This is a genomic window from Veillonella agrestimuris, assembly GCF_943193065.1.
GTDB classification, from domain to species: Bacteria; Bacillota; Negativicutes; order Veillonellales; family Veillonellaceae; genus Veillonella; species Veillonella agrestimuris.
This window is the reverse complement of record NZ_CALPCS010000010.1, coordinates 45,921-62,972: the sequence shown is the minus strand read 5'-3', so window position 1 is coordinate 62,972 and position 17,052 is coordinate 45,921. Positions and strand designations below refer to the sequence as shown.

The window sequence follows — 17,052 nt, the reverse complement described above, 5'->3', positions numbered from 1 at the left end:
CGCATCAATTTATATATGAACAAAATTAACCGATTGAACAAAGATGAACACATGTTGAACAAACAAGAACATATGTTCTTGTTTGTCTTTGTTTCCTATTATACTACGCCTACTTGATGCGGTTATAGTTCCCCTTTTTAGGGTCGGTAAAACTGATAAATTTTTATATAGATCATAACTGTCTTATTATGTCAGTTTTCGTCTTCTAGTCCATATGATGATGTGCACCCTTTTTCATTATACCTTGCACACTTTTTTATAGCCCTAAATGTCGACAAAAACCAGTATCTACCTAATGTTATAAACACATATATAATGACTTATTTGTTTTGCAATTCATATAAAAAGATGTGCAATTGATGCATACAAAAATAGTATTTGTGTTGTTTTGCATTTCACCTAAAAAAGTACGCACAAAACATATAGAGGGGGTACAACGTCAATGCGCTATATCCCCTCTATGTTTACACCTATTTTATTGATACAAAATACTATCACTTAAGGCATGTTTATATATCAAATTTTAATAATTTCACTTCATCGGTTTGCATTCCATTTTGGATAACTAATATACATTCCTTTTTTAGGGCCTCCGAAATCTCCGAATACATCATATTTTAATGTATCTACTCACATAATCCCCTTTATTATACTGCCAATTACTGCCAAATACTGACAATTACCTAAATAGTAGACAATTTACGTTCTTGCTACTGTTTACATTGGTCATAATAGTTATTCTTATATATTCACAGATACCCATAGAAAACCTTGTTACCTTTGTTACTTGATTTTGAAATATATTCTATATATTTTTTCTTATATATCTTATATATTTTTTATTTTCAATTTAATTGTAAAATAGAAGTAACAAGAGTAACATTATAGATTTCATCTGCATTTGTGAACTCTCAAAAGGTAGAAAAAAACGTCACAAAGCGGTAACAAATTACTTATTTAAGTAACACACACCCATGCTTTATATTGCTTATTACCGCCCCTTGCTATCCCCCTAACGGGTTTATTTTCATACCCTAACTTACGCATTTCTTGTCCAAAATTATGAAGTGATCTAGGTTTATACCCGCAATCTTTCGCCCATTGTGAATATATTTGATATAGTTCTTTACTTGTTACATCTTTTACATTCTCTAAGGGTGCAAACTCAACGGCTGTATAAGAGGAATACGCAATACGAGATACTTCGCCATGCTCTATATCTTTGAGGAATAATGCAATATGGTTATTCTCCTCATTGTATGCCCTTGTGAGTTCTACAACCCTAGGCGGTATAGTGAAACAGCCCTGTTCTTTAAGCCTATTTAATCCATCAATAGCCCTATTCAGTAGTACCGTAAGCCCGCCACTATAGATAATATCATCTACAATAGTAGGAGTAGCAAGCTCCGTACCTCTGATGCGGTTTATCATAGGTATTATAATCAATCTATCTTGCATACCTTTTGAGGTATCATATATAGACGGTATACTATTACAACTAAAGAACAATTTAGCATGTGGCGTATAGCTATAAGGGGTTTGCCCCTTATTTTCTATAATAACATCATCACCTGTTACAATCTTCTTGATAGTAGCTGTATTAAGGATTGCCGTACTTTCTATATCGTCCCCTAAATTAGCATATTTGTTTACGATAATACCTATTCGAAATTTATTGCTATCAAAATCTTGCAAAGATATGGCGGATATGTTTTTTTCTGATAGTAGTTCTTTTAACAAGCGTAAAAACGTACTTTTACCGTTCCCACCCTCACCATAGAGAATAAAAAACTTCTGTGCAAATGTATTATTCACAAGGCAATAGCCGATACATTCATAAATAAACTGCATCATATCCGCATCATCGTCATGGCCAGCGAAAAGGGTATACATAAACTCATCTAATAGTTTACTTTCTCTTTGTGATGGATCATATACAACGCCTGCTATACGGGTAGTCGTTACTATATCGGGGCTTTTTATTAATGTTTTGTTATTGGCCACATCGTACAATGTATTGTCAAAAGCTATAATATTGCTACTAATATAGTCCAGTGTAGGCGCATTCGCCTTAATATAACGGATTGTATCATTCATTTTAGAAGATGATATTTCTAAATCTCCTACAGCATTATAAATGATGGCGTCTAGTGGTGCATTATTGTGAGTGGTAAGCCCTTCATATATGCCGTACTTTGGATTATATCCATATAAGGGCGATGCTTGTATGTCGCCCTTTGTTGCGTTTTTACTCGGTTTGATGCGGACTATCCTGTAATCCTCGATAATGCATGCCCCTAGCTTTCTAGCTTGAATCTTGCTATTTTCGTCGGTAAATAGTCTTGTATCTGTTTTTCCTTGTCCCATGAATCCCCCTAATCATAAAAGCTATCTGTAAATGCCTGTACGGCTTTCTCGTGTTCCTGTTTTCGTATATAGTTTTGCCTTGCTATTACTCGCCGTATCGTAAGCGCCCTATAGTACATCGGATTATGTCCAGTATTGCCATGCTGCCATTTATCCCGTTTGGCCAAAGCTGATAAACAAAATAGATCGTGCATTTTTTGAGCGTGGCCACGTGTCCAAAATTCTAATATAGAAAGTAACCCCGCATCTGCCCTTGATGCATCGCCGTTATAGTCCAATAGGTCGCCCTCTATAAATAGCCTGGTGAATTTATCCCCTTGATTACTATTTTTGATACGCTCGATAAGCTGTAATAATTCCACTTCACTATATACAGGCTCTAAACTAATGCCCCCTATAGTAGTATCTTCCGCATCATCTACAGGATGCAGGGCGAATGTATCATATAGGGTCTGTATAACGTCTTGCCTAGCATTCACAACGAGGGGCGCACCTTGTACGACGTTACCGGTCACAGTAAAATACCGTCCTTGTGAATACATTTCAAACCCTAATGGGCTGTTTTTAACGCTTTGCGGTGTTTCACCTTTCACAATGATATGAACGCCCGTACCTGATGGGCTATACTCTGTATATGAATGACAATCAATAAATAACTGCATGGCCATTTCATCAAATGCGCCATTTGTAATATGATGATCTAAATCAATGCCCGTAAACGGCGTATTATCAAAGTGAAAACCTAGCCCATCATATTGGCCATTCTGTAAGGCTTGCATTGCCTGTTCAAAAGTACCGCATATATCGGCACTGTTTCCCTGTTTGTGAGTAATAGGGGAATACGGCACTTTACCTTTTCTCACAAGCCAATTAGGGAAGTGTTTCATTTCAGTAGGGATATTATTGTATAGTTCGGTCATGTTTTCCCTTCTTTCTTCTTGCTCGTTCTGCTCGCACGCCCGCAATGTATGCATGTGTAACGATTTGTAAAAGCCACCAACTAGAATTATCTCTATCACCATATAAAACAGGCCAAATCATTTTGCCCTTTTGTAATTCTCTTTCTCCTAATGCCTCTATTTGTATCATTTGTACACATTCTTCTGTTAGTTGTAGAAATGGCTCTAACCATTGATAGCTTAAAATATCATTATTTCGTTTAATTTGTTCAATATTTATATACATATGTACCTCTCTTATGTTATACCTTTTCGATAGCTATAATCGCATCTCGTTCCCCTAATTTATATGCCATTACTGCCACGCTTGATATAGCCGTTTCAAAGTCTATTGCACCATCTTTATAATCCCCATGTGCTTTATACAGTATTTGTAATAATTCATCGTTGTCTTTGTTTAATTTACTCATATTCATATGTACCTCTCTTATGGTATACTATGAATAGGAAAAACCACGCTCGCAACGGTGATTTTTACCTATTCTGCTCTATAACTATTTGGCGTAGTTATAGGGCTCTTTTTTTATGCTTGTTCATGCTTTTAAGCCTTGCATGTCTTGCTTAAATATAAACTCTTTAAATAGCTGTACATCAACTAATGTTAGTTGGCTACTAATGCGGGCTACTCCTTTCGAGTAATGTGCATCTAATAACATACGATTAAGTACCCTCGTTACTGTAGATCGTGAAATACTAAACATTTCCGTTAAGTCTTTAGGTTGTACCGTAATCGGGGTATTTTTCTCTAATTCCATATATGTGTACTCCTTTCATTACAAAAAAAACTTCGTTATTTCGCCTGTATGGCGTTTTTTATTATCCTCCAAGGTATTTATACCTATATATATTTTTATGAGCATTCTACCTATACCAGAATCGATATAGTGGCGATGTAGAACGTCTATATATAGGCTGTAATAAGCGTGTTACATTATAAGTTGTTCCTAGCTAGTCTAGTACTCACAAGGGCTATAAGGTGAGGTGATTATATGATAGAGAATGCCCTTTGTGAGTATTAGCCTATAGGACTGACTTTATATATTGGTAGTCGTGCCCCTCATTTAGCAGGGTTATTGTTTTGTGTTCTAAGTGTTCTAGCTGCTGTATTTCCTCCGCCGTCATCTCCTTTTTATGAGCCGTACGCCCTTTTGATGCGATCTTGATAAGTAGCTTATTAAAATTGATTAAGGCTTTCGCCTTGCTCGTATTATCTTTATCTACATAGGCGGGTGCATGATACACCGCATCATGTAGCATCTTTTGCAGGTCTTTACTCTCGGTATGTGCAATCACTCCGCGGGTAAAGGCCTTTTCTAGTTTCTCGATATAGGTATATAGCCAATCTCTGAACTGCCTTGCCTCTTTTGTCTTTGATATGCATCCTATTTCTAATATGCCCCGTTTAGTAAATACTCGTACTTCTTGATACTGCTGTTTGGCTTTATGGTACCCTACGCTGTGGGGGGTACCATTTCTATTTATCGTACTAGTCAGAACGTCAGTACCATAATCCCGAACGGGTAACGTAGTAAGTACAGAATATTCTGGATCTAATAAATAAGGATTACGCTGTATCAGCTTTTCTATCCCCTTTTTACTCTTATACCCGAACCCCGTTGCCAGTTCGTTAATCGTCATATAAATATATTTCCGTTTAGCCCCATAAAAGCCAAACATATTGCCACCGTAACCATGTACGGCCATGAGTTCCATACTCTCACACTCCTTTTTTACTAAAAAACTTCGGAGAAACTCTTTTTTTATCGAAAAATATCGGAAAAAAGTATATATTCTTCTATAATTTTCACTTTTAGCATTTGCTATATTTTGCTTAGCATTTGCTAATACGGCAAATTCTCCGCATCATTCAAAAAATAATTCATCAATTGTGAGCGGTTTGCCTAATTTCTCAGATAAATAATCACGGATTTTTTGCATTTGTGCTGAATTAAACTTAATACGTCCTGTCTCTTTATGGCTATAAGCCGTTAAAGAAATACCTAAAATATCAGCTAAATCTAATTGGCTTGTCCCCGTCATAATTCGATACCCTTTTAACTTTCGATAGCTCATAACTCATCATCCTTTCCAAAAATAAATAAAATGTAAACTTTAGTTTTCAATTTTACATCTTTTAGTTATTATGTCTTTATATTACATTGTTATATGTATATAGTCAATACTACATAACATTTTATTGAAATTATGATAACTATATATTACAATTAATTGAGGTGAATTATATGATTATCTTTAGATTAAAGGAAATTCTAGCGGAAAACGGGTATTCCATTACATTTTTATCGAAGGTCTCAGGTATATCACGCCCTACATTAACCGCAATAGCAAATAATGAAAGTAAGGGCGTACAACTTGATACATTAGATACAATTTGTAAATACTTGAATATTACTATCAACGACTTAATAATACATATCGGCTTTGAATTCAAAGCGAGTATTCTTGAAATAAATAACAATACTGGCTATATAAAAATAAGACTTCATATAGCACATTACCATTTTGATGCACATGCAAGTATGGATACTAGCCTTTCTAATGTCACAATAGACGATATAGATAATTTGGATGTTCCTACATATATTCTATTGAATTTCCAATTTATCAATTTAGATCATTATATTAATTATCAAACGGTTATAACTCATATAGATGATGATGTATTATATGCTTTTATAGATTTAATGACAAAAGAAATTAAGAAAATTGCAAGTGATAATATTGATAAACCTAACTCTATTTTAGTAGATTGTGATTTCAATCAACTTGAACGTATAGATAAGGATATGGATATGGCTAAAAAAATGGTTAAAATATTAAGTATTCAACAAGATATTTCAAATACTAATAAGTAATATCAAATTCCGCTATACCTAGAATAGAGGTAATAGCATATGTGGATAGAAGAAATCATAAACAGTAAGGGTACACGGTATAAGTATTGTGAGCGCTTTACATTACCAAATGGAAAAACTAAAAGAATTAGTATTACACTAAATAGCAATAGTCGCTATGCACAAAAGCAAGCGACCATAGAACTGCAAAAGAAACAAGAAAAAGTATTAGAAACATTAGGAATTAACAAAGTAACTACGTTTTACGATGTAGCCATGATGTGGCTTGATTATACCGAGCCTACTATAAAGCTATCTACGCATGTAAATCATACGCTACACGTAAAGAAGATTTTTAAATACATAGATACGTCTACATTACTCACAGATATAACGCCCCTTATGGTAGAGGAAATACTACAACAAATCTACTATATAGAAAATCTCTCATACTCGTATATGCGATCTATTTTCGTAACCATCAAAGCTATATATAAGCATGCTAAGCGTAAAGGGTTTGTACCTGTTATGATTGATTTTGATGATGTAGAAATAAAGAAAAAGCCATTCAGCCATAGTGATATAGCTAAACGGCAAAACAAATTTCTTGATGCGGATGAATTAAAAGACGTATTACATCAACTCACAAAGGTTGATACCCGTATAGGTCTATTATTCGAGTTTGTGAGCATTACAGGGCTACGCATAGGGGAATTATTGGCACTGCGCTATTGTGATTATGATAAAGAAAAAGCTACTGTCAGCATAAACGGTACTATACAATACCAATATGCCAATAGTAGCGAAATCAAACGAGGTACACCCAAAAACATTTATTCAGTAAGAGAAATTACACTATGTAATAGGGCGGTACAAATCCTAAACAGTATTATAACAGAAAATAAACGCCGTGCACTATGGTTTACAGGGTACGAGGATAAAGGCTATCTATTTACAACAACAAGGGGCAACCCCTATGACTTGCCATTTCTAAATAGGATGCTTAAGAAAGTGCATATAGATGGTAAAAACCTAACCACGCATATTTTTAGGCATACGCATATTAGTATATTGGCGGAGTTAGGTGTACCACTAAAAGCAATCATGCAGCGTGTTGGCCATAACGACCCAAACACCACATTAAGCATATATACGCATGTTACCCAAAACATGCATGATGATGTTATAGTAAAGTTAAATGCAAGAAAGGCGTAAGCCCCTTTTCTGCCCCTTTTGTATGTGAGTACTAAAAGAATATAGGCTTTACAAGGGCTCTAGGGGCTATACTTACCCTCTCTGCCACTAAAAAATCTATAAGCGTATAGCGATTTATCCTATAAACAAGTAAATCCTACAAGCCTGAGTTCTAGATTTGTAGGTTTTTTTGCATACATATTGTCAATCTAATCAAATTGTATATTTACATAACTCATGTATACTTTCGAAATAAAAGAAAGGTCGTTCCCATGTCCCGATGGTCTCGTTCAATCCACGCCATACAACAAGAAATAAAAGCGTTCCTCTTTATGACTGCTCTTATTATGTTGTTTCGGCTCTTATTTATCGCTTGTTATAGTTATCAACTAGAATCTACACCAGCAAAAGAAATTATTTCTGCCATTTGGTTAGGTTTCCGCATCAGTTTAAAAACCGTGGGATTCATGACGTTACTATCCATCCTAGTAATTTCCATTCCTCATGTCTTCCGCCCCACCTGGCCTGCCGAGAAGCTACGCAACATATGGTACGGATTTCTCATAGTTCTCTCCACATTCCTATTTTGTGGTCGCATTCCCTTCTACTATATATTCCAGTCTGGCTATAATATCATGCTAATCAACGGTGTCTACGACGACATAGGTGCTACGATAGCAACGGCCATCCATGAATACCATGCTGTACCTATCTTCATTAGTGCAGCCCTCATTTCAGCATTATTATGCTTGCTATTTTCGCGCCTCATGGCTATATCTACCCAATCCTTCTCTCCACCAGAAAGTAAAAAACAATGGCGTCTCACAATCGGCATAGGCACACTCCTATTTTTTACCATCGCTATATTTTTCCGATTTGGTGGCGCTTTCACCTATAAACGATCTATCCACTGGGAAAGTGCAGCTCGCACATCATCGAACTTATTGAACGAAGCCATCCTCGACGATATGCAAGCACTCTACCGCGTTAAATCGATTGCGACGCGCATTAACAAAATCAGCAACATCAAGCTCAACCCTAGTGAAATTGATGAACGGATTGTCGCTCTCGGTGGCAATCCAACGGCACCAACCATAGATGAAGCGTTCACGAAAACTATCGAAAGCACTCGCCTCACGTCACAGCCGACAGCGATTTATGTTATTCTTGGCGAATCCTACGGCGCTTGGCCTCTCCTAGACGAATACGATGACCTCGGTCAATATATTACGCTGTACGGAAAACGATGGGTAACGTCGCCTCACAGTATAGCCACTACATCGGCCCTTGCCCCTAGTTCAGGTACGATTGGTGCCGTTAATGGCCTCCTTACAGGGCTTACCGACACTAGGATGTATCCCAATTATGAAAGTGTAACCTACCACGATACATAGCGTACAGGGCTCGGTCCTGTTATGAAAGGCCTAGGCTACAAAACAGTATTTTGGTATGGTGGGTTTAGTACATGGCAAAATATAAAAGACTTCGTCCTCGCTCAAGGATTTGACGAATTCCACGATGCGAGCGAAATGAAATCATCAGATGAAGAAAACGCTTGGGGTGTACCTGACCAAGTTCTCTTTGATGCGGTAGAACACTATATGAAAGCCCACCAAGGAGAGAAAATTGTCAATGTAATCTTAACCACCTCTAACCATCCCCCTTATAGCATTCCTGTTGACGATTTAGGATATGATAGAGAAAAGGTAATTCCCCTATTACCTGATTCTATTAAAGGTAGCGATAAAAACTTAACAGAACTTGGTCATATTTGGTATGCAGACCAAACGATGGGACATTTTGTAGAACATATGGAAACAGCGGACCCCTCCGCCCTCTTCGTTATCACCGGTGACCACAGCGAACGTTTCACTTTCGCCCGAGACGTGAGTCTCCGAGAAAAATCGGCTATCCCATTGATTATCTACGGGAGTCATATAGATTCTACTTGGTTTACATCGACAAAACCAGTCCTCTCGATTCAGCTCATTCCAACACTGGCCGAATTAGTAGGTCGTCAAGGTGACCAATATACATCGATAATACCGAGTATTTTTAGTAATTACCAGTACGCCTTTAACCATAATCTATGGTCTGATCAAAATGGCATCTATTCACATACAACACCTATGCCACAAGACTTACAACAACTAGTTGACTACAGTCGTGAACTAGCCGTATGGCGTGTGAAACATGGTAATAGCAAATAAAATTTGATATAATAAAAAAGGAACTACTGATATTCAGAAAACCGCCGTAGCTGAATCCTAGAATGGTGGGGTGCCACGCATAGACGTGGGAGGCGTCCACCCTGTAGTTTCTTTTTTATGTATATTCGCAACCTCTTAACATAACTCTATACTAATCCCAGCATAAAAAATAAAAGCCTATCCTTATATATTGTAAGGATAGGCTTTTATTATATTTAATTTAGTTGTACTTCAATGCTTCAACATCTCATTGAGTATAACCACATCAGTTTCTTTCATGCCTTGTGCAACAATACCGATACTTTTGATCGTATCATCTACGTTCATGGCTACGAGGCCGTCTCCTTTAGCATAGCTTTTATTGAGACGAGCTTGTTTGTAGCCCATAAAAGCCCCGTCTAAGGCGATGGCGATTTTGCCAGCACAAGATGGTTTAGCACCGTCACAAACGATACCAGAAAGGCTAACAAGGCCATTTGTTAAGGTTTGTTCAACGATGTCTTTGCTTTCATCTTTTAAGAAAGCAATCCCTGTAACGCTCACAATGCCAGCCGACACAACACCACAGTAAGCTGACAGTTTGCCGATGCCTGCTTTCACATAGAGGGTAAGCAAGTTAGCAAATACAAGAGCCCTGTAGAGTTGTTCTTCGGTCTTGTTCAATTCTTCGGCAGCCGTAATAATCGGCAATGATACGGTTAAGCCTTGATTGCCACTGCCCGAACAAATGACAACAGGCATAGGGCAACCACTCATGCGCGCATCAGAACCAGCAGCAGCACGGGCTTTGCACTTCGTCTCTAGAGACGGGTTTTCATCGTCCATGAGAAGCATGCGACCAATATTAGCACCATAATCATTAGTCAGTCCTTCTTCGGAAATAGCCATATTATGAGCAATTTGTTCGCGAATTTGAGGAATAATACCTTCAACGTCACCTTCTTTAGCGAAAGCATAAATACTATCGAAGGTCATAGGCATCAATTGCTTCGACTCTTTAGCGATAGGGTCTGTCTCGTGAAGAACATCATCATTAACAGCCATATAAGTAATATCCGTATGGCCACCCTCAATGCGCACAATAGCACGTTGCGCATCATTATGAGCGATAATTTCGATGTATAAATTATCTACTCCTTCAACGAGTTCTACAGAGCAGAAATCATTGTTCAACAATTCTTCTAACTTATGGCGATCTTCGTCAGTGGCTATAGTGAGGACTTCTAGTTCACGTTCTGGGCGTCCTACAATAGCACCTAATGTGGCAGCCGTCGTTAATCCCTTGCGACCCCCGGAATTAGGAATAACTACAGATTTTACATTTTTAATAATATTAGCGCTACACCGTGCATGAATATGGTTGGGGAACTCATCCAATATAGACACCGCTTTAGCTGCTGCATAGGCAAGAGAAATTGGTTCGGTACAACCACAAGCAGGCTTCATTTCTCCTTTTAATAAGGAAATGTAGTCCATCTTATAATTCCGCAATAATCTCGATTTCTACGGATACACCTAATGGAAGGTCTTTCACAGCCACACAAGATCGAGCTGGTTTAGATGTGAAATACTTAGCATATACTTCATTAAATGCTTTGAAATCGTTAATATCTGCTAAGAAACAAGTAGTTTTAATAACACTGTCGAAGTTTACGCCTGCTTCTGTTAACACTGCTTCGACATTTTTGCACACTTGTTCAGTTTGCTCTTGAATACCCCCTTCTACCACTGTGCCAGTTGCTGGGTTCAAAGGAATTTGGCCAGATGCGAACAAGAAGCCACCTGCTACTTTAGCTTGGGAGTAAGGACCTACTGCTGCTGGAGCTTTGTCTGTTTGAATTGTTTTCATAATACTTCTCCTTTTTTACATATAGTATATAAATGACTTTCTCTGTATTTAATATACCATATTTTTTAATTTTTATTTACTAAAGTTTGCTTTTCCTATATACATCATTGTAATGATATGCTCATTATTTAATAGATTTGAAAGCATCTTCTAAAATCGGCATAAAATAGTGGCGTTGTACATCACTTGTAATGGCTAAGTACAAAGTCGGTTTCGTTGGGTTCATTACGAGAGCAGCTTTGGCATAAAATGGATTTGTTACACCCTCAAAGTCCATAGACAATCGAGACCCTATTGTATAGGTTTGGTATTTAGTAGCTCCTATTTTTGCCATTGGTTCTACATTTTCGACAGTTAAAGATCGTTTACTTTTATCTTTTGTATCCACTACGCGAGCCCCTGGAAGTGTAAATGTTGTTGTCTCTTTTGGCAGCGCCATGTTCACAGAAGCTAGCATTAATTGTTCCGTAATAGGGTCTAATTCACCAGCTTGCAAAAGACTTAATGCACTTGTAACAGAAGGATCCTTAATATTGGCATGCATTTCTTGCGCTACTTTTTTCAAGTCTACTGCTACAATGACTGCATCTTTTTGTCCACTTTTGTCAGCTCCTTGCAATTGATATACATCATAAGATACACCTAATTGATTTAACACATCCAAAGCGAGTTGCGTATCTTTTCGACTTCCTGGTTTTAAGGAGGAGGACATCAATTCTTTCGCCAGTCGTTCTTTTACAAACGCTGCCGTACTTGTTTCAGAAGCGGCCGTAAGAGTTACAGAATTTGGCACCGTCATAGTACCTGCCACTGTTTGTATATCCGCAGCTATGCTTGCACTTGCTACGCAACCAAAAGCGCATGTAGCGACTAGTAATGTTTTTAATGATTTCATTAGTTACCTCCTTTTTGAGTTACTACACCATACATGGTATTCAACTCGCCTTGCCAGTAATCGTGACTTGTATCTTCTGTTGCCAATATTTGAACGGTAACACCTGCATCTGTAGGCCAGCCATAAACAGAAATAGAACCAGGCCATGTGAAGCCATCGTAATTAATGCTACCGCGATAATTACCTAAAGCCATAGTGCCGTATTTCGACTGTCCTACTGTAAGCGATACAGATGTTGCATCTACGGATAATTTACTTACCAATCCGTTCAAAAATCCTTTCATTTCAGTTTTTTCAGCCATAGTCCAGCCCTTTTCTTTATCCATGGCTTGATCAATATGATGCATCACAGACCGATGAAAATCCGCGTTTTTCTCTGCCACAATCATTTTCAATGTAGCACCTTCTGCTGCATAAGGTTTTATTTTTTGTAAACCTTCCTCTATATGTGCTTTCGTATATAAATCAGCATGTTTACCGCTACGATCTACATTAACATGTCCAAAATCGCGAGCGATATGGTTAATAACATCTTTGCTAACATTATAGGTCAATAACCACGCCGTATTATGCCCCATTGCATTATCACCAGATAATTGATACAAAGTATATCCATCAGCAAAATTATCTTTAAACGGCGTAGCTCCTTTTACTCCTAATGCACTTATTTTATCATTATATCCAACTTGTATTTCTTTATTAAGCTCTTTCAATACTTTTTTATCAGCCCCACTTCGTTCTTTAGGATTCGTGGAGATTCCATCTAATTTAACTGCTTTCACAGCCATAGATGTATTAGCTTGTTGACCATAACCAAGCTCCACCGTATCGGCGCTAGCTATAGTTCCAAAACTGAGTGTTGCACCTAGTGCTAGGGCTAGTAATTTTTTGTTATTCATAGTGTCACCTCATGAAAGTAATTCCCTATGTTAATTCTCTTATGTTATTATACTACATTGTATACAACTATTATATCACATTTGTACCACATTGCAGTCAACCGTGTTATACTATATTGAGATTATAGAAAGGAGTGCTTTTCTGCACTATGATACAAGAAATTATACCTTTAACTCGCCCCCGTACTTTGGTGGCTGCTCTAGGCCCTACCATATTAGGGGCGGCTTTTAGCTATTACGCTTTCGAGGCCCCCTACGGAACATCCCTCGCTATATTCCATACGGTCCTCATTTTCTTAGCCGTTGTGTCTGCCCAAATCGTTGCCAACTTATGGAACGAATATAAAGATTTCAAATCCGGTCTCGATGCAGGGCAAAAAATTGGCAACGCTGGGTCCATTACAAGAGGCGCCATTACACCAGACACAATTCTAACTATGATTAAAGTCCTCATGATTGTGCCTATCCTCATCGGTCTCTATTTGTCGGCTACCATCACTTGGTATTACATTCCAGCTGGCTTTTTCTGCATTCTCATTAGTTTTCTCTATTCTGGTGGACCAAAACCAATTTCTCGTACTCCCTTTGGAGAAATTGCATCAGGTCTTGCTATGGGCTTTGCCATCGTTCTTATTACGGGGTACGCGTGGAGTCGCGAATTGACATGGGCCCTCTTAATTCCCGCTATTCCTTCTACTATTTTAGTCGGCTCCATTATGCTCACAAACAACATTCGAGACATTCGCAATGATGAAAGCCACGGCCGCCGCACATTGCCAATTGTACTAGGTCGCAACCGAGCGATTGGTCTCATGAGTGTGTCCTATTTATTTATATTCTTCTGGATTATTGCATGGATTTATGTAGGAACTATTCCTATGACCTCTTTACTAGCCCTCATAGCAGCCATTCCAGCGTTCAAAACCATTAATACCTTTCATCAACATAGAGATGAATTTAAATTAGATACGGCCATGAGTACCACTGCAGCAGCATCAATGGTGTACCAAATACTGTGGAGTATCGGTTTGATTATCGGCAAATAACAATCCCCTAAAAACTTCCAATGGTATATGCATCAGGCTAAAAACATCCCTACCTGATGCACTATAACTTAAAGTTATGGACAACTGACGTTAATTCCTTCTTGCAAGATAGGAAATAATTTAGTAGTATATGAGTAATGTATTAATCTAGTATATTCCACGAAGGAGAGTATAGGTATGAAGAAATTATTAACCTTGGCTGCTACTGTAGTTCTCGGTGGCGCTCTATTAATCGCAGGTTGTGGCAGCGACACTAAAACAACTGCTGGCAGTGATAGCAAAGTATTAAAAATCGGTGCTACTGCAGTACCACATGCTGAAATTCTAGAACAAGCAAAACCACTTCTTGCTAAAGAAGGCATTGATTTACAAATTACAGAGTTTACAGATTACAACACGCCAAACCTTGCATTAGGTGACAAAGAAATCGACGCCAACTTCTTCCAACACGTACCATATATGGATGAATTTGCAAAAGCACATAATCTTCAATTAGCATCTGCTGGTGCAGTACACTTAGAGCCAATGGGCTTGTACTCCACTAAAATCAAAGACTTAAAAGACCTTCCTAAAGACGCTAAAATCGCCATTCCAAACGACCCAACAAATGGCGGCCGCGCATTAATTTTATTACAAAAAGAAGGTTTAATTACTCTTAAAGATCCTACTAATATCTTGTCTACTGTTCAAGATATTACAGCTAATCCAAACGGCTATGAATTCGTAGAACTAGAAGCAGCTCAAATCCCTCGTTCCCTTGACGATGTATCCTTAGCTGCAATCAATACAAACTATGCGTTAAGCGCTAACTTGAACCCATCTAAAGATGCATTAGTTATTGAATCTAACGATTCTCCTTACGTAAACATCGTAACAGTTCTTAAAGGCAACGAAAATGATGAGCGCATCAAAAAATTGATGGCTGTTCTTCATAGCGATGAAATCAAAAAATTCATCCAAGATAAATACAATGGTACAATCGTTCCTGGCTTCTAATCCGAATCCCAGTATAGAACGGACACATAGCAAAAGAGCACCCTCGCGGGTGCTCTTTTGCTATGTTCTCCTTACAACGCTCTACTTAAAACGATAAGGCAATACTTCATCTATTGTCATAATTTCGTAATGGTCACCGAGATTGCCCATAGCATGGACCTTCCGTATCGGCAACGACAGCCATAGCTAGAAATTCTCTATGCCCTTCCGATACAGCTTTGAAAATAGCCGTCCGTTCTGCGCAATTAGTCAAACCATAGGATGCATTCTCTACATTACAGCCGGTCATAATAGATCCATCTTTACAGAGCAAGGCCGCCCCTACAGCAAAATTAGAATACGGACTATACGACTGGTTACGTCCTTCTTTGGCAGCGGCTAGCAATCGCAATACTACCTCTTGTGTTATTCTCGTCATTCCATTCATCCTCATCTGCACCATTTACAGTTCTATCTACATCATGTAATTATACAATCTGATCCAATATAATGTCACCCATAATCGGTGCAGCACTACCGATAGTCACGGCCTCTACATAGGTATCTGTAGCTTTTTCAAAGAGTGACGCATCATCAGCGTACAAGATAGCCATGACTTCGCCGCATTCCACAAAGTCCCCGGTCTTCTTCTGCATCACAATACCCGCCGTCATATCAATAGAACTATCTTTTGTAAGGCGCCCTGCACCGAGCATAACCGCAGCAATACCACATTGTTCTGTATTCATATGGGTAATATAACCACTCGCTGGCGCTGTCACGGCGTAACTATACTGCGCTTCACCTAGAATGGTGACATCGTCGATAACTCTACTATCGCCTCCTTGGGCATCGATCATAGCACGCAAGCTTTCACGAGCCATCCCAGATTCCAAAGCATTCTGTGCCATGTGAAAACATTCATCATAGGTATGCAACCCCTTATGAACCATGGCGAGCATATGAGCAGCCATAACGAGGCATTCATGAGTCAAATCAGGAGGACCTCCATTGTGGAGGGTTTCAATAACCTCTTTAATTTCCAACGCATTGCCAATCGATCTGCCTAATGGTATATCCATATCGGTAATGACAGCCCCCATAGTGCGTCCATTCGCACAACCAATATCTACCATAGCATGAGCCAATTGTCGAGCTTCATCTAAGGTTTTCATAAAGGCTCCACTACCGACTTTAACGTCTAGCAAAATAGCATCAGCACCGGACGCCAATTTTTTACTCATAATAGACGACGCAATGAGGGGAATACTATCTACCGTAGCAGTTACGTCCCGAAGGGCGTATATTTTTTTGTCCGCTGGTGCTATAGTATCGGATTGACCGATAACAGCCAAGCCAATGGCGTTCACTTGATTGATAAAGTCCTCTTCTGTCAATGTCGTCGTAAGACCAGGAATGGACTCCATTTTATCAATGGTCCCTCCTGTATGGCCTAAGCCACGACCCGACATTTTAGCTACTTTACCGCCACAAGCGGCGACGATAGCCCCGATAATAAGGGTCGTTTTGTCACCGACACCACCGGTGCTATGTTTATCTACTTTGACACCGTCAATAGCAGATAAGTCCACTATCGTCCCCGATTTCGCCATAGCCATCGTAAAAGTAGCCAACTCACGGTGTGTCATACCTTGAAGCATAACGGCCATCAAAAAAGCGCTCATCTGATAATCTGGTATAGTCCCATCCACGTAATGAGTGACGATATATTGAATTTCTTCCTCTCTTAATTCCTCATGTCGTCTTTTTTTGAGGATCAAATCATACATTCTCATCATACAC

General features: G+C 38.6%; 17 protein-coding genes and 2 pseudogenes. 6 read left to right on the top strand and 13 right to left on the bottom strand.

The window, feature by feature from the left end; all coding sequences use genetic code 11:
• Window positions 1–957: 957 nt before the first annotated feature.
• The 7 genes from NFR29_RS06035 to NFR29_RS06005 form a co-directional block, all read right to left on the bottom strand.
• On the bottom strand, window positions 958–2,367 hold the full coding sequence (locus NFR29_RS06035) for a DNA primase family protein (protein ID WP_251424525.1): 1,410 nt from the start codon (window positions 2,365–2,367) through the stop codon (window positions 958–960).
• An 8-nt stretch (window positions 2,368–2,375) separates the two neighbouring features.
• The gene (locus tag NFR29_RS06030; RefSeq protein ID WP_251424523.1) at window positions 2,376–3,287 is read right to left on the bottom strand and encodes a phage NrS-1 polymerase family protein; all 912 of its coding nucleotides are present in this window, start codon (window positions 3,285–3,287) and stop codon (window positions 2,376–2,378) included.
• A complete protein-coding gene (locus tag NFR29_RS06025) occupies window positions 3,268–3,552 on the bottom strand; it encodes a hypothetical protein (protein ID WP_251424521.1) in 285 nt (94 codons plus the stop codon). The genes NFR29_RS06030 and NFR29_RS06025 overlap by 20 nt, the downstream gene beginning before the upstream one ends.
• A gap of 16 nt (window positions 3,553–3,568) precedes the next feature.
• Window positions 3,569–3,736, bottom strand: a complete 168-nt coding sequence (locus NFR29_RS06020; RefSeq protein ID WP_251424519.1) for a hypothetical protein — start codon at window positions 3,734–3,736, stop codon at window positions 3,569–3,571.
• A 123-nt stretch (window positions 3,737–3,859) separates the two neighbouring features.
• On the bottom strand, window positions 3,860–4,081 hold the full coding sequence (locus NFR29_RS06015; RefSeq protein ID WP_251424518.1) for a MarR family transcriptional regulator: 222 nt from the start codon (window positions 4,079–4,081) through the stop codon (window positions 3,860–3,862).
• Between the two features lie 265 nt (window positions 4,082–4,346).
• Window positions 4,347–5,039, bottom strand: a complete 693-nt coding sequence (locus NFR29_RS06010; protein WP_251424516.1) for a BRO-N domain-containing protein — start codon at window positions 5,037–5,039, stop codon at window positions 4,347–4,349.
• Between the two features lie 150 nt (window positions 5,040–5,189).
• Window positions 5,190–5,399, bottom strand: a complete 210-nt coding sequence (locus NFR29_RS06005; protein WP_251424514.1) for a helix-turn-helix transcriptional regulator — start codon at window positions 5,397–5,399, stop codon at window positions 5,190–5,192.
• 170 nt (window positions 5,400–5,569) lie between these two features.
• Here NFR29_RS06005 and NFR29_RS06000 point away from each other — a divergent pair, with 170 nt between their 5' ends.
• The 4 genes and pseudogenes from NFR29_RS06000 to NFR29_RS05985 form a co-directional block, all read left to right on the top strand.
• The gene (locus NFR29_RS06000; protein ID WP_251424513.1) at window positions 5,570–6,202 is read left to right on the top strand and encodes a helix-turn-helix domain-containing protein; all 633 of its coding nucleotides are present in this window, start codon (window positions 5,570–5,572) and stop codon (window positions 6,200–6,202) included.
• A 39-nt stretch (window positions 6,203–6,241) separates the two neighbouring features.
• Entirely contained in the window at window positions 6,242–7,396 is a 1,155-nt protein-coding gene (locus NFR29_RS05995; RefSeq protein ID WP_251424511.1) for a tyrosine-type recombinase/integrase, read from the top strand.
• 251 nt (window positions 7,397–7,647) lie between these two features.
• Window positions 7,648–8,769 (top strand): LTA synthase family protein, encoded by a 1,122-nt coding sequence (locus NFR29_RS05990; protein WP_251424509.1) that lies wholly within the window; start codon window positions 7,648–7,650, stop codon window positions 8,767–8,769.
• 18 nt (window positions 8,770–8,787) lie between these two features.
• Window positions 8,788–9,585: pseudogene (locus NFR29_RS05985) on the top strand (LTA synthase family protein); the annotation flags it as partial.
• A gap of 231 nt (window positions 9,586–9,816) precedes the next feature.
• On the opposite strand, the gene NFR29_RS05980 reads toward NFR29_RS05985, so the two are convergent.
• The 4 genes from NFR29_RS05980 to NFR29_RS05965 form a co-directional block, all read right to left on the bottom strand.
• Complete coding sequence (locus tag NFR29_RS05980; protein ID WP_251424505.1) at window positions 9,817–11,061, bottom strand: L-cysteine desulfidase family protein; 1,245 nt, start codon at window positions 11,059–11,061, stop codon at window positions 9,817–9,819.
• A 1-nt stretch (window position 11,062) separates the two neighbouring features.
• Window positions 11,063–11,434, bottom strand: coding sequence for a RidA family protein (locus NFR29_RS05975; RefSeq protein ID WP_251424503.1), 372 nt, complete (start codon window positions 11,432–11,434; stop codon window positions 11,063–11,065).
• Window positions 11,435–11,558: 124 nt separating this feature from the next.
• Entirely contained in the window at window positions 11,559–12,329 is a 771-nt protein-coding gene (locus NFR29_RS05970) for a DUF2057 domain-containing protein (protein WP_251424502.1), read from the bottom strand.
• Window positions 12,329–13,228: a hypothetical protein gene (locus NFR29_RS05965; protein ID WP_251424501.1), complete on the bottom strand. Its 900-nt coding sequence runs from the start codon at window positions 13,226–13,228 to the stop codon at window positions 12,329–12,331. The genes NFR29_RS05970 and NFR29_RS05965 overlap by 1 nt, the downstream gene beginning before the upstream one ends.
• A gap of 149 nt (window positions 13,229–13,377) precedes the next feature.
• Here NFR29_RS05965 and menA point away from each other — a divergent pair, with 149 nt between their 5' ends.
• Both menA and NFR29_RS05955 read left to right on the top strand, forming a co-directional pair.
• Window positions 13,378–14,274: a 1,4-dihydroxy-2-naphthoate octaprenyltransferase gene (gene menA, locus NFR29_RS05960; RefSeq protein WP_251424500.1), complete on the top strand. Its 897-nt coding sequence runs from the start codon at window positions 13,378–13,380 to the stop codon at window positions 14,272–14,274.
• Between the two features lie 177 nt (window positions 14,275–14,451).
• Entirely contained in the window at window positions 14,452–15,270 is an 819-nt protein-coding gene (locus NFR29_RS05955) for a MetQ/NlpA family ABC transporter substrate-binding protein (protein WP_251424498.1), read from the top strand.
• A gap of 81 nt (window positions 15,271–15,351) precedes the next feature.
• On the opposite strand, the pseudogene NFR29_RS05950 reads toward NFR29_RS05955, so the two are convergent.
• Both NFR29_RS05950 and NFR29_RS05945 read right to left on the bottom strand, forming a co-directional pair.
• Window positions 15,352–15,679: pseudogene (locus tag NFR29_RS05950) on the bottom strand (cytidine deaminase).
• A gap of 58 nt (window positions 15,680–15,737) precedes the next feature.
• Complete coding sequence (locus NFR29_RS05945; protein WP_251424496.1) at window positions 15,738–17,048, bottom strand: thymidine phosphorylase; 1,311 nt, start codon at window positions 17,046–17,048, stop codon at window positions 15,738–15,740.
• Window positions 17,049–17,052: the final 4 nt, after the last annotated feature.

Bases quoted from the DNA above. Each gene is read 5' to 3' on its own strand.
- NFR29_RS05975 (WP_251424503.1), bottom strand. From the start codon at position 11,434: ATGAAAACAATTCAAACAGACAAAGCTCCAGCAGCAGTAGGTCCTTAC.
- NFR29_RS05965 (WP_251424501.1), bottom strand. From the start codon at position 13,228: ATGAATAACAAAAAATTACTAGCCCTAGCACTAGGTGCAACACTCAGT.
- NFR29_RS05990 (WP_251424509.1), top strand. From the start codon at position 7,648: ATGTCCCGATGGTCTCGTTCAATCCACGCCATACAACAAGAAATAAAA.
- NFR29_RS06010 (WP_251424516.1), bottom strand. From the start codon at position 5,039: ATGGAACTCATGGCCGTACATGGTTACGGTGGCAATATGTTTGGCTTT.
- NFR29_RS06015 (WP_251424518.1), bottom strand. From the start codon at position 4,081: ATGGAATTAGAGAAAAATACCCCGATTACGGTACAACCTAAAGACTTA.
- NFR29_RS05945 (WP_251424496.1), bottom strand. From the start codon at position 17,048: ATGATGAGAATGTATGATTTGATCCTCAAAAAAAGACGACATGAGGAA.
- NFR29_RS05970 (WP_251424502.1), bottom strand. From the start codon at position 12,329: ATGAAATCATTAAAAACATTACTAGTCGCTACATGCGCTTTTGGTTGC.
- NFR29_RS06035 (WP_251424525.1), bottom strand. From the start codon at position 2,367: ATGGGACAAGGAAAAACAGATACAAGACTATTTACCGACGAAAATAGC.
- NFR29_RS06025 (WP_251424521.1), bottom strand. From the start codon at position 3,552: ATGTATATAAATATTGAACAAATTAAACGAAATAATGATATTTTAAGC.
- NFR29_RS06030 (WP_251424523.1), bottom strand. From the start codon at position 3,287: ATGACCGAACTATACAATAATATCCCTACTGAAATGAAACACTTCCCT.
- NFR29_RS05980 (WP_251424505.1), bottom strand. From the start codon at position 11,061: ATGGACTACATTTCCTTATTAAAAGGAGAAATGAAGCCTGCTTGTGGT.
- NFR29_RS06005 (WP_251424514.1), bottom strand. From the start codon at position 5,399: ATGAGCTATCGAAAGTTAAAAGGGTATCGAATTATGACGGGGACAAGC.
- NFR29_RS05995 (WP_251424511.1), top strand. From the start codon at position 6,242: ATGTGGATAGAAGAAATCATAAACAGTAAGGGTACACGGTATAAGTAT.
- NFR29_RS06000 (WP_251424513.1), top strand. From the start codon at position 5,570: ATGATTATCTTTAGATTAAAGGAAATTCTAGCGGAAAACGGGTATTCC.
- menA (WP_251424500.1), top strand. From the start codon at position 13,378: ATGATACAAGAAATTATACCTTTAACTCGCCCCCGTACTTTGGTGGCT.
- NFR29_RS05955 (WP_251424498.1), top strand. From the start codon at position 14,452: ATGAAGAAATTATTAACCTTGGCTGCTACTGTAGTTCTCGGTGGCGCT.
- NFR29_RS06020 (WP_251424519.1), bottom strand. From the start codon at position 3,736: ATGAGTAAATTAAACAAAGACAACGATGAATTATTACAAATACTGTAT.